Source organism: Serratia sp. HNCC26DJ244 (genome assembly GCF_057180565.1).
Map to the genome: position 1 here is coordinate 76,838 of NZ_JBXUGO010000008.1, position 13,672 is coordinate 90,509.

Annotated in this window: 12 protein-coding genes; 7 read left to right on the forward strand and 5 right to left on the reverse strand. The window is 47.5% G+C overall.

Translation table 11 applies throughout. The features are described 5' to 3' along the window. The first annotated feature begins 108 nt into the window (after positions 1–108). The 3 genes from ibpA (at position 109) to AC2A06_RS08850 (ending at position 2,888) form a co-directional block, all read left to right on the forward strand. Positions 109–522, forward strand: a complete 414-nt coding sequence (gene ibpA / locus AC2A06_RS08840) for a small heat shock chaperone IbpA (RefSeq protein WP_023489190.1) — start codon at positions 109–111, stop codon at positions 520–522. A 92-nt stretch (positions 523–614) separates the two neighbouring features. After that, complete coding sequence (gene ibpB, locus AC2A06_RS08845; RefSeq protein ID WP_484380038.1) at positions 615–1,043, forward strand: small heat shock chaperone IbpB; 429 nt, start codon at positions 615–617, stop codon at positions 1,041–1,043. Positions 1,044–1,229: 186 nt separating this feature from the next. Further along, the gene (locus AC2A06_RS08850) at positions 1,230–2,888 is read left to right on the forward strand and encodes a putative transporter (RefSeq protein ID WP_484380039.1); all 1,659 of its coding nucleotides are present in this window, start codon (positions 1,230–1,232) and stop codon (positions 2,886–2,888) included. Positions 2,889–2,963: 75 nt separating this feature from the next. Here AC2A06_RS08850 and AC2A06_RS08855 read toward each other — a convergent pair whose 3' ends face one another. From AC2A06_RS08855 to AC2A06_RS08875, 5 genes are all read right to left on the reverse strand, one after another. Continuing rightward, positions 2,964–4,217 carry a valine--pyruvate transaminase gene (locus AC2A06_RS08855; RefSeq protein WP_484380040.1) on the reverse strand — a complete coding sequence of 418 codons (1,254 nt, stop codon included), beginning with the start codon at positions 4,215–4,217 and terminating at the stop codon, positions 2,964–2,966. A gap of 200 nt (positions 4,218–4,417) precedes the next feature. Continuing rightward, positions 4,418–5,401: a glyoxylate/hydroxypyruvate reductase GhrB gene (gene ghrB, locus AC2A06_RS08860; RefSeq protein ID WP_484380041.1), complete on the reverse strand. Its 984-nt coding sequence runs from the start codon at positions 5,399–5,401 to the stop codon at positions 4,418–4,420. Positions 5,402–5,882: 481 nt separating this feature from the next. Further along, the gene (locus tag AC2A06_RS08865; RefSeq protein ID WP_484380042.1) at positions 5,883–6,323 is read right to left on the reverse strand and encodes an N-acetyltransferase; all 441 of its coding nucleotides are present in this window, start codon (positions 6,321–6,323) and stop codon (positions 5,883–5,885) included. Further along, positions 6,292–6,891 carry a DNA-3-methyladenine glycosylase I gene (locus AC2A06_RS08870; RefSeq protein WP_473196427.1) on the reverse strand — a complete coding sequence of 200 codons (600 nt, stop codon included), beginning with the start codon at positions 6,889–6,891 and terminating at the stop codon, positions 6,292–6,294. Before AC2A06_RS08870 ends, AC2A06_RS08865 begins: the two co-directional genes overlap by 32 nt. A 498-nt stretch (positions 6,892–7,389) precedes the next feature. Beyond that, positions 7,390–8,151, reverse strand: a complete 762-nt coding sequence (locus AC2A06_RS08875; protein ID WP_484380043.1) for a helix-turn-helix transcriptional regulator — start codon at positions 8,149–8,151, stop codon at positions 7,390–7,392. Between the two features lie 367 nt (positions 8,152–8,518). On the opposite strand from AC2A06_RS08875, the gene glyQ reads away from it, so the two are divergent. The 4 genes from glyQ (at position 8,519) to AC2A06_RS08895 (ending at position 13,640) form a co-directional block, all read left to right on the forward strand. Further along, positions 8,519–9,427 carry a glycine--tRNA ligase subunit alpha gene (gene glyQ / locus AC2A06_RS08880; RefSeq protein ID WP_023491270.1) on the forward strand — a complete coding sequence of 303 codons (909 nt, stop codon included), beginning with the start codon at positions 8,519–8,521 and terminating at the stop codon, positions 9,425–9,427. Positions 9,428–9,436: 9 nt separating this feature from the next. Beyond that, the gene (glyS, locus tag AC2A06_RS08885; RefSeq protein WP_484380044.1) at positions 9,437–11,506 is read left to right on the forward strand and encodes a glycine--tRNA ligase subunit beta; all 2,070 of its coding nucleotides are present in this window, start codon (positions 9,437–9,439) and stop codon (positions 11,504–11,506) included. Between the two features lie 189 nt (positions 11,507–11,695). Next, positions 11,696–12,415, forward strand: coding sequence for a DUF3053 domain-containing protein (locus AC2A06_RS08890; RefSeq protein WP_484380045.1), 720 nt, complete (start codon positions 11,696–11,698; stop codon positions 12,413–12,415). 313 nt (positions 12,416–12,728) lie between these two features. Next, positions 12,729–13,640: a cation diffusion facilitator family transporter gene (locus tag AC2A06_RS08895; protein WP_037384984.1), complete on the forward strand. Its 912-nt coding sequence runs from the start codon at positions 12,729–12,731 to the stop codon at positions 13,638–13,640. The last annotated feature ends 32 nt before the right edge of the window (positions 13,641–13,672 follow it).

Sequence of the window (13,672 nt, forward strand, 5' to 3'; positions counted from 1 at the left end):
AGAGTTCGCTGAAAAGGGACACTGGCGTTGAGCTTGTCCACATTTGAGTCTGTCCATAATGGAAGACGTTATTACCCACCTCGCTGAAGTGTTTTAGGAGGCAGTTTTATGAGCAATTTTGATCTTTCCCCACTATACCGTTCTGCTATTGGTTTTGATCGCCTGTTTAATGCTCTGCAAACCGGACAAAATCAAGGTAATGGTGGCTATCCGCCGTATAACGTTGAGCTGGTTGATGAGAATAATTATCGTATCGCCATCGCGGTGGCCGGGTTTGCCGAGCCGGAACTGGAGATTATCACCCAGGACAATCTGCTGATTGTGCGTGGGGCTCGCCATAATCAGGCCGTTGAAAAAACCTATTTATACCAAGGTATTGCCGAGCGTAATTTTGAACGTAAATTTCAGTTGGCCGAACATATTCAAATTAAAGGGGCCAAGTTGGAAAACGGTTTGCTGTATATCGATCTGCAGCGCATCGTGCCGGAAACATTAAAACCGCGTCGGATCGAAATTAAATAATTCCGTTTCACTGTGGGTGAAACACCACCTTGCCTGCTGATAGTTCGGGGGCAAATTAATACCTATCTCGCTTCTTGGAAGGAGTTAATACCATGCGTAACTACGATTTATCGCCACTTTTGCGTCAATGGATCGGTTTTGACAAGCTGGCCAGCTCAATGGGTGGGCAGGAACCCCAAGGGTTTCCCCCCTACAACATCGAGAAGAGTGACGATAACCACTACCGTATTTCTCTGGCGTTGGCCGGGTTCAAACAGCGTGAGTTGGCTATTGAAGTGGAAGGTCCGCGTTTATCGATAAACGGTAAACCCACACCACCAGAAAAACAGGTGGAATATCTGCATCAAGGATGGGAGTGCAAAGAATTTACTTTGACTTTTACCTTGGCGGAACACATGCAGGTTTCCGAGGCCAAATTTGAAAATGGCCTGCTGCATATTGAGCTGGTGCGCCATGTACCGGAAGCCTTACAGCCACAACGGATCAGCATCAGTAGCACTCCAGAGCTAGAAGTCAAGTAACTGGCTGAATAAAAAGAAAATCATGGTGGGGAGGTCTGAATGGCCTCCCCTGTCACATTAATGTGGAATACCCCACATTACCCCCTCAAAGTTTATGCCAGAATCCCTCTAACCTAGTTAGGTTGCGTTTTAAATTGTGATTTTTACCACATATTGGTTATTAAACTTTTGTTAAGGATGTGACGTATGAGTGATATCGCCCTGACCGTCAGTATGCTGGCGTTAGTGGCTATTCTCGGGTTATGGATTGGCAACTGGAAAGTGTATGGCGTGGGTTTAGGGATAGGTGGCGTCTTGTTTGGCGGTATCATTGTCGGGCACTTTGCACAGACTTATCAGATAGACCTCAACGGCGATATGTTGCACTTTATTCAGGAGTTTGGGCTGATCCTGTTTGTTTACACCATCGGTATCCAGGTTGGGCCTGGTTTCTTCTCTTCCTTGCGTGTCTCTGGTCTCCGGTTGAATGGTTTTGCCATTTTGCTGGTGCTTATGGGCGGGGTGGTCGCAGCGGCGGTCCACAAATTATTTGCAGTCCCATTACCAATTATTCTTGGGGTGTTCTCTGGTGCGGTGACCAATACGCCGGCACTGGGTGCCGGGCAACAGATACTGACCGATTTAGGGTCGGATCCAGCACTGGTTGATCGTATGGGGATGGGGTATGCCATGGCCTATCCATTTGGTATCTGTGGCATTCTACTGGTGATGTGGCTTATCCGGCTGTTCTTTCGTATCAATATTGAACAAGAAGCGAAAGAGTTTGAAAACAGCATGGGCAACAATCGCGAACTGCTGCAGACCATGAATGTGGCGGTACGTAACCCTAACCTGCAAGGTCTGGCCATCAAAAATGTGCCATTACTTAACAGCGATGACATCATCTGCTCGCGCCTGAAGCGGGGCGACCTGTTGATGGTGCCATCACCGCAAGAAACGTTGGAGTTAGGGGATTTTCTTCACCTGGTGGGTAAGCGTGAAGAGTTGGAGAACGCGCGCTTGGTGATCGGTGAGGAAGTGGATGTGTCACTTTCTACCAAGGGTACTGCTCTGCAGGTGGTTCGTGCCGTGGTGACCAACGAAAAGGTCTTGGGTAAAAAAGTTCGCGATCTGAATTTTAAGCAGAAATATGACGTGGTGATTTCTCGCCTTAACCGTGCTGGTGTTGAGCTGGTGGCAGGCAGTAATGTCACGCTGCAGTTCGGGGATATTCTCAACCTGGTAGGGCGGCCAGAATCTATCGAGGTCGTGGCGGCGATTGTTGGTAACGCCAAGCAGAAGTTGCAACAGGTACAAATGTTGCCGGTGTTTATTGGCATCGGGTTAGGGGTGCTGCTGGGTTCTATTCCGTTGTTTATTCCTGGCTTCCCGGCGGCGTTGCGGTTGGGGTTGGCTGGCGGGCCACTGGTGGTGGCTTTGATCCTGGGGCGTATTGGCAGTATCGGCAAACTTTACTGGTTTATGCCCCCCAGTGCTAACCTGGCGTTGCGTGAGTTGGGTATTGTATTGTTCCTGGCGGTGGTGGGGTTGAAGTCGGGCGGTAACTTTATTAACACCCTGATCCATGGTGAAGGGTTAGCCTGGATTGGCTATGGTGCGTTGATCACTGCCATTCCCTTAATCACCGTGGGTATATTAGCCCGGGTGATGGGCAAAATGAATTACCTGACACTATCGGGCATGTTAGCAGGGTCGATGACTGATCCACCTGCCCTGGCCTTTGCCAATGGCCTGCATCCCACCAGTGGTGCAGCGGCACTCTCTTATGCCACGGTTTATCCGTTGGCAATGTTCCTGCGTATTATGTCTCCGCAATTGTTGGCCGTGCTGTTTTGGGCCATGTAATGGTGTTTTTCAAGATCATGTAGTAATGTTTTTCAAGTTGGTAGATTCAGGGGCTCTTCAGAGCCCCTTGGTTCTTTAACCCGCTTCTTGATGTGCTCGTTCAACCTCTTCTGCCAAGATCATCACACCCTGTTCAATGCTTGCTGGGTCAGGGATATAGTTCATACGCATACATTGGTGGGTATGTGGCCATTCCTGCTCCAGTCCTGGGAAGAAATAGTGGCCTGGCACCATCAGGACCCCACGTTTCTTCAGGCGTTGGTAGAGTAATTCTGTGGTGATGGGCAGATCCTTAAACCATAACCAGAGAAAAATAGCCCCTTCCGGTTTGTGGATCAGACAACGTTCTGGTGACAGATAACGGCGAATAATACCAATGGTCTGTTCAACACGTTGTTTGTAGAACGGGCCGATCACTTCATTAGACAGACGTAACAGATCGCCACGCTCAATCATTTCTGCCGCCAGCGCTGGGCCGATGCTTCCTGGCGACAGGCTGATAATGCCATTCATATTGGTCAGGGCGGTAATCACCTGCTCATTGGCAATGACGATGCCACAACGCGAACCTGGCAGGCCGAGTTTAGACAGACTCATGCACAGAATGATATTGGGGTTCCACAATGGCGTCGCGTCGCTGAAAATAATGCCCGGGAAAGGTACGCCATAAGCGTTATCAATCACCAAAGGTATACCGTGCTGCTGTGCCAATAGATCGAGTTTGTTCAGTTCCTCGTCGGTGATCACATTACCTGTCGGGTTGGTCGGGCGTGAAACGCAGATCATGCCAATATCGTCGCCGATAGTTAAATGCTCAAAATCGATGTGATATTTAAATTGGCCGTCTGGCAGGAACTCTATATTGGGTTTGGCGGAGACAAATAGCCCTTCATCTAACCCGGCATCGGCATAGCCGATGTACTCGGGAGCCAGTGGGAATAACACGCGGCGGCGTTTCCCTTCTGCGTAGCGGCCTGCGAACAAATTAAATAAGTAGAAAAATGCGCTTTGACTGCCGTTTGTTAGCGCAATATTTTGTGGCCCGATGGGCCAATCAAACTCTTTCTGTAGCAGATTAGCCAGTGCTGACAGTAAGAGGTCTTTGCCTTGTGGGCCATCGTAGTTACATAGTGCTTCAGTCAATTTGCCATTTTCGAGCATATCTTGGCACAGTTGCTTGAAGTAACTTTCCATTTCTGGAATTTTTGCAGGGTTTCCACCGCCGAGCATGATGGCGCCTGGGGTGCGTAGACCATCATTCAGGTCGTCCATTAAGCGGGTGATACCGGCATAACGGGTAAATTTATCGCCGAAAAGAGAAAAAGTCATAGGTGCCGCAGAATTGTTATTGGTCAGTAGGGCTCCACCATACCGCCAGATAAAAGCAGGTGCAATTAAGCAGATATTTTATCTGGCGACGTGAAGTATCATGATATGTACTTTTTATAGCATAAAACGCTAATTATTTTTTACAGCTAAAAGAGTAACACGGGTATCTATCACCTTTTTAGTGAATAGAGGTCAAGTCGTTAATAGGGGTTAATCAGTAAATGGGGATTAACGCAATTTTTTGTTACCTTACCTGTGAGTGCGGCAATCAGGTTATCCACAGCACATTCAGCCATGCCATAGCGGGTTTCATGAGTGGCAGAACCGATATGGGGCACAGCAACCACATTGGGCAATTGCAGTAGTGGTGAATTCACCGATAACGGTTCTTGCTCAAAAACATCCAACCCGGCAGCGTGAATAGTACCGTTCTGCAAGGCCTCGATAAGCGCTTGCTCATCAACCACCGGGCCTCGCCCTGCATTGATCAAAATGCTGCTTTTCTTCATTTTCGCCAACTGTTCATGGCCGATCATATGGAAGGTTTCGCTAGTTAACGGGAGTGTGATGCAGAGAAAATCTGACTCAGCCAGCAGAGTATCAAGATCACAACGGCGGGCGTTGAAATTTTGTTCGGCCTGTTGATGGGTGCGGCGGGCGTTATATAACACTGGCATGTTAAAGCCTAAGTGTGCCCGTTGTGCCAATGCCAGCCCGATGCGCCCCATACCGAGGATGCCAATAGTTTTATGATGAACATCAACACCATACCACTCGGGCCCAATGTTATTTTGCCACTCACCCGCTTTCACTCGCTCGGCGACTTCAACTACGCGGCGTGCGGTGGCCAACATCAAGGCCATGATGGTATCGGCCACGGTTTCTGTTAATACGCTCGGGGTATGCATCAATAATACTTGGTGGGCATTAAGCGCTTCGAGGTCAAAGTTATCGTAACCTACTGTAATCGTTGAAGCAGCACGTAGTTTAGGTGCCCGTTGCAGAAAGGCTTCATCAATTTTGCCGCCAGAACCGATAATCCCTTCAGCTTGTTGTAATGCAGCCTCAAACGCAGGGGTATTATCTGGGGGTAAATCATCGAAAGCATGTACCGTGAAGTGCTTGTCCAGCCGCTGACGCAGGTCGGCAGGAATACTCCGATACAATATGACTGAAGGCTTCATTAAAAACTCCAACGAGAGAACGATATAGCTATCATAAATCAATTAATTAGTGTGAACCAGGGTACCCGGGTACCGTCGCGGCTTGAATGGCGATGAATATATAGGGGAAGCGGAGTGGCGACCGATAACATCATTCAGTTTAGCTTTTGCTATCATTGCTTAGGAGCAAAAAAACTGATCCCGATTAAAGGATCAGGTGCCAAATTGGCCAACACCAGGGAAAATGATTAAATACTGTTGTAACTTACAGGTTGCCTGTGAATTTTTGAGATTAAGCTGGAAGTATTGCCACTGTTATCAGTATCGCCACCATAAATGGAACCGATCCCATTAAAAAGTGACAGAAGAGAAAAATATGATATCAATCACAAAACGGGAAGAATAGCGGGTTGTTTTAGGGGAGTGATCAACCTCTGCCAGCTCAGTTCATTCAAGTTCATCCTATCCTAATCGATCAATCTACGGACCGACCCATGCCAGTTTATTGGAACTCGGTGGCAGGCCAATTCATGATTAGCGTATGGGCTTGAGTTTCTTGGTTAAACAGACGCTGCATTTCGCGGAACCCTTGTTTGTAGTAGAAGGCGCAAGCTCGTTGGTTTTCCTCATACACTTCCAGGCTAAGCCAACGATAATGATGTTGTACGCAGGCCATTAATGCCGCCCCCACCCCTTTGCCATGAAAGTGATGGTCAACAAACAGAGCGCCAATAAAGCGCTCATCCAATATGCTGATAAAAGCGACAATTTGCTGGTTATGCAGATACACCCAAGTTTTAGCCCGGGGCAAATAGTTATCCCGTACCAGTTGAGCACTTTGCTGCCAATAGTCAGATGGCACAAAGGGATGAGCACGGGTGGTGCTTTCTAGCCAGAGCACCATCAGCACGTCAAGGTCGGCGGGCGTTGCGGTGCGTATCATCTTTGGTATTCTCCGGGTGGCAAAAACAACCAGTAACATGGTCGTTTACCAAGCCGCAGGCCTGCATAAAGGCATAGCAGATGGTTGAACCGATAAATTTGAAGCCGCGCTTTTTCAATGCCTTGGACATGGCAACAGAAATCTCTGTTTGAGCGGGCACTTCGTTTAGGGCTTGCCAGTGGTTCAGTTGCGGTTTACCTCCGACAAATTGCCAGATAAAGGTAGAAAAATTTTCCCCCGCTAGTTCCATGGCTTGATAAGCTTTGGCATTGGCAATGATGGCTTCAATCTTGCCGCGATGGCGGATAATCCCGCTGTCTTGCAGCAATAACGCCACATCTTGTTCGTTCATGGCCGCGATACGTGTTGGGTCAAAATTGTGGAAAGCACGGCGGTAGTTTTCACGTTTTTTCAGCACCGTGATCCAAGAGAGGCCAGCCTGTTGCCCTTCCAGACACAACATTTCGAACAGTTCGCGTGCATCCGTGGTTGGGGTGCCCCATTCTTTATCGTGGTACTCAAGATATAATGGGTCAGCGGTAACCCAACCGCAACGTTGATTATCCATGCCGATACTCCTTATTCTTATTTCGTTTTTTACTGACGCAGTGACCCGAGTATATAGCGTTAGTGCACCATTTCTGATGATTGGCTTAGCGGGAAGGCACCATAGATAAGGACTACCTGGTAGTTTGCAGTCGGCATAGGGTGCCACAAACGCTGGTACGGTGCCTGATGCGGGCCTGTTACCGAAAAAGTATAGTGGGTAACTGTACTTTAGTATAACTATCATTCAGTAACAAAAAACTTTATCGTTAATGCGTAACAACAATAACAAGAATTTTAAGCAAAAAAAACTGATCCCGATTAAAGGATCAGGTGCCAAATTGGCCAACACCAGGGAAAATTCTTAAACATTATTGTAAATCACAGAGTGCCTGTCAACAGTTTCTCTCACCCAATCAAAGAAGGGGTGAGAGTATATTTTTATGCATTTTACCCTCTTCCTTTTTATTTTTTTTAGTCAAATGGTTTTTGAGCAATTTTATCTGAAAGTTTGGCTACATTAGCGAACCGACCTGATTAGCTGCAATTCAACACTGAGCCTTATGGCATGCTTGGCATTGTTAACGCCTAACTTTTTAACTGCATTTCCAATATGAAATTTTACTGTGGTGAGTTTAATTCCTAAGATAAGTGCAATTTCCTGATAGGATTTCCCCATGCTTGCCCAATAAATAATTTCATTCTCGCGAGGGGAAAAGAAATTTCTCTGGTTTATTTTATCAAAGTAGTTAGCATTATTCAGTTCTTGAGAGGTATTAATGAGTTTTTCATGTGTTTTCATCAACAATAGCTGTAAACTATCTTGCTTATCTCTAATCAGCGGTTCAACACTATTATCGCAATGACTATCTATGATAATAGATAAAACCGCCAGATGATGAAGATGGTCATGCAACACGAAGGTATAACCATGAGTAACATCATAACTTTTCGCCATATTAAATATTTTTGGCAGTTTAATACCCGAGTTAATCATGATGTTTTTATCCCAAAAAAATGGGGTAACCCGATGTGATGCAGTCACTAAAACCGGATCGATATACTGAAAGTTGTTATTGACATAAAAATCAAACCATTCAGTTCTATTTGAAATCACTGAAAAATCAGCAGGGTTCTTTTTATTCATTATGGCATAAGCGTACTTTATATTATTAAACTCTTTTAGTTTTTTTTCTAGATAGCTTTTGATAGATGAATTAATGAGTTCGTTAGGTTTACTCTCTGATAATAAATGGCAATCTTTATCAAGGCCTTCTATCATACTTAGCTGTCCATAATGAATTTTAAAATGTTTGACACATTATCCTTGAAGTTACTTGTGCTGGCTACGCTATATCACTTCACTTATAGCGTAGGCTATGCTCCCAAGAACGCTGAGTTTAAAGTGTAGCATCTTGCAAACTCCCTTGATGCCTCGTCAACCTTGAACCTGTTGCTGTCGCTATTCGGGCCTCATGGGGTAAGCTGAATGAACTAGGGTATCGCGCTGAACCGGCTTTTTGCATGTCACACCACGGTTTTTTATCGGGGGATTGTGACTTGTTGCTGGATTCTGGCTGTATATCTTACGGTCAACAGGTATACTGAGCCCCTCTATTAAATCCACTTGTATCGCGTGCGAATTCAACATGCAAAAGTTTGATACCAAGACCTTTCAGGGTCTGATCCTGACACTGCAGGACTATTGGGCGCGCCAGGGTTGCACTATTGTTCAACCTTTGGACATGGAAGTTGGCGCAGGAACATCTCACCCGATGACCTGCTTGCGTGCTCTTGGCCCGGAGCCAATGGCTGCGGCCTATGTGCAACCTTCACGTCGCCCGACCGATGGCCGTTATGGGGAAAACCCCAACCGCCTGCAACACTATTATCAATTCCAGGTAGTGATTAAACCCTCACCGGAAAATATTCAGGAACTGTACCTGGGTTCATTGAAAGAACTGGGGTTGGATCCTGCTATTCACGATATCCGTTTTGTTGAAGATAACTGGGAAAACCCGACACTAGGGGCCTGGGGATTAGGTTGGGAAGTGTGGTTGAACGGGATGGAAGTGACCCAGTTCACCTATTTTCAACAGGTTGGCGGTTTGGAATGTAAACCGGTCACTGGCGAGATCACTTACGGTCTGGAACGCCTGGCGATGTATATCCAGGGTGTGGATAGCGTCTACGATTTGATTTGGAGCAACGGGCCATTGGGTATCACCACCTATGGTGATGTGTTCCATCAAAACGAAGTGGAGCAGTCCACCTACAACTTTGAGTATGCGGATGTAGATTTCCTGTTTTCCTGTTTTGAGCAATACGAAAAGGAAGCGCAAACCCTATTGGCGTTGGAAAACCCCCTGCCATTACCTGCGTATGAACGTATTCTCAAAGCGGCCCATACCTTCAATTTGCTGGATGCGCGTAAGGCGATCTCGGTCACCGAACGTCAACGTTATATTTTGCGTATCCGCACGCTGACCAAAGCCGTTGCCGAGGCCTACTACGCTTCCCGCGAAGCGTTAGGCTTCCCGATGTGTAATAAGAAGTAAGAGGCAGCTATGACTCAACAGACTTTCCTGGTGGAAATCGGCACCGAAGAGCTGCCGCCGAAGGCTCTTCGCTCACTGGCAGAAGCTTTTGCTGCAGATTTTACGGCTGAACTTGATAATGCCGGCTTGGCACATGGCGAAGTGAGCTGGTTTGCTGCTCCGCGTCGCCTAGCATTAAAAGTGGCTAAACTCAGCGCGGCACAGGATGACCGTGAAATTGAAAAACGTGGCCCGGCCATCGCTCAGGCATTCGATGCCAGCGGTCAGCCCAGTAAGGCCGCTGAGGGCTGGGCGCGTGGTTGCGGCATTACCGTTGATCAAGCTGAACGCCTGGTGACCGATAAAGGTGAATGGTTACTGTATCGCGCCCATGTTAAAGGCCAATCCGCACAGCAACTGTTGGCCGGTATGGTGAGCACGGCACTGTCAAAGCTGCCGATTCCCAAATTGATGCGTTGGGGTGATAAAGAAACCCAGTTCGTGCGTCCGGTACATACGGTGACCATGCTGCTAGGGGCCGAACTGATCCCAGGCACTGTGCTGGGCATCGATTCGGCTCGCACCATTCGTGGTCACCGTTTTATGGGTGAGCCAGAGTTTACTATTGAGAACGCCGATCAGTATCCGCAAATCCTGCTGGAGCGCGGTAAAGTGATCGCCGATTACGCAACTCGCAAGGCGTTGATTAAACGTGATGCTGAACTGGCAGCACAGAAGATTGGTGGAAAAGCCGATCTGAGTGAGAGCCTGCTGGAGGAAGTGACTTCATTGGTTGAGTGGCCAGTGGTGCTGACGGCAAAATTTGAAGAGAAATTCCTGGCAGTGCCTGCTGAAGCGTTGGTTTATACCATGAAGGGTGACCAGAAATATTTTCCGGTCTACGATGCCGCTGGCAAACTGTTACCGAATTTTATCTTCGTCGCCAATATTGAGTCCCGAGACCCGCAGCAAATCATTTCTGGTAATGAGAAAGTGGTGCGTCCTCGTTTGGCGGATGCTGAATTCTTCTTTAATACTGACCGCAAGAAGCGTCTGGAAGATCATTTACCGCGCCTGGAAACGGTACTGTTTCAGCAGCAGTTGGGTACCCTGCGTGATAAGACTGACCGTATTCAAGCCATGGCCGGCTGGATTGCGGGCCAGATTGGTGCTGATGTTAACCACGCAACGCGTGCTGGGCTGCTGTCGAAGTGCGACCTGATGACCAATATGGTGTTCGAATTCACCGATACTCAGGGTGTGATGGGGATGCACTACGCACGCCATGATGGTGAAGCCGAGGACGTAGCTGTTGCGCTTAACGAGCAGTATCAGCCACGCTTTGCGGGTGATGAACTGCCTCAATCGCTGGTGGCTTGCTCGTTGGCAATCGCTGACAAAATGGACACGCTGGTCGGTATTTTTGGTATTGGCCAGCATCCAAAAGGTGATAAAGACCCGTTTGCTTTACGCCGTGCTGCGTTGGGCGTGCTGCGTATCATCGTTGAGAAAAACCTGTCACTGGATTTGCAAACCCTGACCGAAGAGGCTGCACGCCTGTATGGCAGCAAGCTGACCAATGCCAAGGTGGTGGATGATGTCATCGACTTTATGTTGGGGCGTTTTCGTACCTGGTATCAGGAAGAAGGCCATGCAGTGGATACTATCCAGGCGGTATTGGCGCGTCGCCCAACCCGCCCGGCAGACTTTGATGCACGGGTGAAGGCGGTAACACATTTCCGTACTTTGGCTGAGGCTACCGCGTTGGCCGCGGCTAACAAGCGTGTTTCCAATATATTAGCCAAATCCAACGATGTATTGCTGGATCAGGTTCAAGCCTCGGTATTGAAAGAGCCGACAGAGCTGAAATTAGCCACTCATCTGGTGGTGTTGCGTGACAAGCTGGAACCTTTGTTTGCTGCAGGTCGTTATCAGGAAGCATTGGTTGAACTGGCTGCGTTGCGTGAGACGGTTGATGCGTTCTTCGACAGTGTGATGGTGATGGCTGAAGATGATGCGGTGCGGGTGAATCGCTTGACGTTGCTGAGTAAGTTGCGTGAGCTGTTCCTGCAAGTAGCGGATATTTCGGTGTTGCAGTAAGGGTAAAGTATTAATGAAAAGGCGCCTGAGGGCGCTTTTTCATCACCATGAGAATCCGTCGGTTATTCTGGGCTGAACGTTGAATCACGTATCCTATAGCAGGGAGTTGATCTATTCTTATCTGCAATGGAGTGCAACATAAGGCATGGAGCCAGATAAAAGAGACATTAATAACGGGAGTTATGTCACATGGCGGTAGGGATCCAAAGCAGAGGCTTTTCGCGTTGGTTGGCACCGGTATTTGCATTGTTGGTCGTGATACAACTGACCGCCTGCGGCGATAAAGAGCCAGAACAGCGTAAAGCGTTTATTGATTATTTACATAATACGGTGATGCGTAGCGGTGTACACATTCCAACGTTGAGTGAAGACCAAAAACAGAAATTTGGCACTTATGTGAGTGATTACGCCATTCTGGTGGGCTTTTCTCAGCAATTGTCGAAATCGGTTGAGGCAAGTCTGACACCAGCACTGGAACAGATTAATCAAATTCGCACCGCACAAGACTATATCGCTAAGCGCGATACCTTGCAGCAATCGTTGGGTGCATTGAACCTGTTGGGTCAACAGATACAGTCAGCGAAGTTACAGGCGGATAGCGCCCGTGCCGCGTTGAAGCAACCCGATGATTTGAAAGCGGTGTATAGCCAGGTGTATGACAAGATTGTTACCACACCAAGCAATAGCTTGATGCCAGTGATCCCAATCACCAGTAGTTTTGTTCAGGAACTGGTGCTAGTTGGGGATTTCTTGCAGGCTCAGGGTAATCAGGTGAGTTTCAATAATGGCGGTGTACAGTTCCGTACTCAGCAGCAGGTGGCGCAATACAACACCATGATGTCTAATCTGGTGGCTAAGCAGCAGGATTGGCTCAATGCACAGAAAACGGTGCAGGCAGTGATGCAGTAAGCAAAACTATCCAGGTACATTGACTATCCAGGTACATTCGAGCGGCTTTCAGGCTTGTAGTTTGAATGTACCTGAGTATCGGTTCCCCTTCTTTCAACGCCTTGTCATCCTTCCGTACCCTGATCTCTATACTACACTTCAGTTATCGGGCCGAAAACGCACGGTCAAAGCATAACTATGGCCAAGTTCAATTAACTTGCAGGATAAAATATCTGGCTTTTTGAACACCCCGGCGACTTGATTGACGATGGGTATATTCAACAGCGCCGCATAAAATACGGGAACAGAGTCATTCGGTCAGTTGGAGGTCATTATCGTGCCCAGCACTCAACGTGAACAACAGCTTTTAAGGCGCTCAATTTATGGTGCTCTTGGGATATCTTGTCTGAGTATCACCTTCGGGTTTATTACCGGCTCAAGATCGATCATGTTCGATGGTATGTACGCCATATTGGATGCGACCCTATCTGGCTTGGCGTTATTCGTATTACGGCTAATCGGGCAAAACCCGAGCAGTCGCCGTTTTCAATACGGTTTTTGGCACGTAGAACCCTTGGTTCTGGTATTTAACGGCAGCCTACTGTTGTTACTCTGTCTGTATGCTTTTATTAACGCGATTCAAAGTCTTTTGGGAGGGGGAAATCATTTTGAGTTAGGGTGGGCGATAGCTTACGCGTTTAGTATCACCGTCATTTGTTTTGCGATATTTTTGAAACAAAAAAACGCTAACAAAGGGATATCTTCCCCACTGGTCGAGTTGGACGTGCGGGGCTGGATGATCTCCACAGCGATCAGTGCCGCGATCTTTGTCGCTTTTATCCTCGCCTGGTTTTTACAAGACACGCGCTTTGCCTATCTGGTCCCCTATGTGGATTCGATGATACTGGCAGTCCTGATCCTGTTTGTCATGCCAATGCCGGCCAAAATAATCTTTAATGCCATAAAAGAAGTTCTGATGATGACACCTGCAGCATTGGATAAAAAGGTGGAAGAGTTAATGCAACAACTCAGCCGTGAATACGGCTTCATCAAATATTCCCACTATGAAACACGTATAGGTCGCGGATTATTCTTGGAGATCTATGTCGTTCTGCCAGAAAGCATGGAACATATCGGCATCAGTCAGTTGGATTTGATTCGTGAGCGTATTGTCCAGGTTATAAAGGATCCAGAATTGGATTTGTGGATCAGTGTTTCTTTTTGCCGGCATGAAAAATGGCTTTGAGTGTCAGCCAGAGATGTGGGTCGCTGAGTTTG

Coding starts and splice junctions, on each gene's coding strand:
- ibpA (WP_023489190.1), top strand. CDS start 109: ATGAGCAATTTTGATCTTTCCCCACTATACCGTTCTGCTATTGGTTTT.
- ibpB (WP_484380038.1), top strand. CDS start 615: ATGCGTAACTACGATTTATCGCCACTTTTGCGTCAATGGATCGGTTTT.
- AC2A06_RS08850 (WP_484380039.1), top strand. CDS start 1,230: ATGAGTGATATCGCCCTGACCGTCAGTATGCTGGCGTTAGTGGCTATT.
- AC2A06_RS08855 (WP_484380040.1), bottom strand. CDS start 4,217: ATGACTTTTTCTCTTTTCGGCGATAAATTTACCCGTTATGCCGGTATC.
- ghrB (WP_484380041.1), bottom strand. CDS start 5,401: ATGAAGCCTTCAGTCATATTGTATCGGAGTATTCCTGCCGACCTGCGT.
- AC2A06_RS08865 (WP_484380042.1), bottom strand. CDS start 6,323: ATGATACGCACCGCAACGCCCGCCGACCTTGACGTGCTGATGGTGCTC.
- AC2A06_RS08870 (WP_473196427.1), bottom strand. CDS start 6,891: ATGGATAATCAACGTTGCGGTTGGGTTACCGCTGACCCATTATATCTT.
- AC2A06_RS08875 (WP_484380043.1), bottom strand. CDS start 8,151: ATGATAGAAGGCCTTGATAAAGATTGCCATTTATTATCAGAGAGTAAA.
- glyQ (WP_023491270.1), top strand. CDS start 8,519: ATGCAAAAGTTTGATACCAAGACCTTTCAGGGTCTGATCCTGACACTG.
- glyS (WP_484380044.1), top strand. CDS start 9,437: ATGACTCAACAGACTTTCCTGGTGGAAATCGGCACCGAAGAGCTGCCG.
- AC2A06_RS08890 (WP_484380045.1), top strand. CDS start 11,696: ATGGCGGTAGGGATCCAAAGCAGAGGCTTTTCGCGTTGGTTGGCACCG.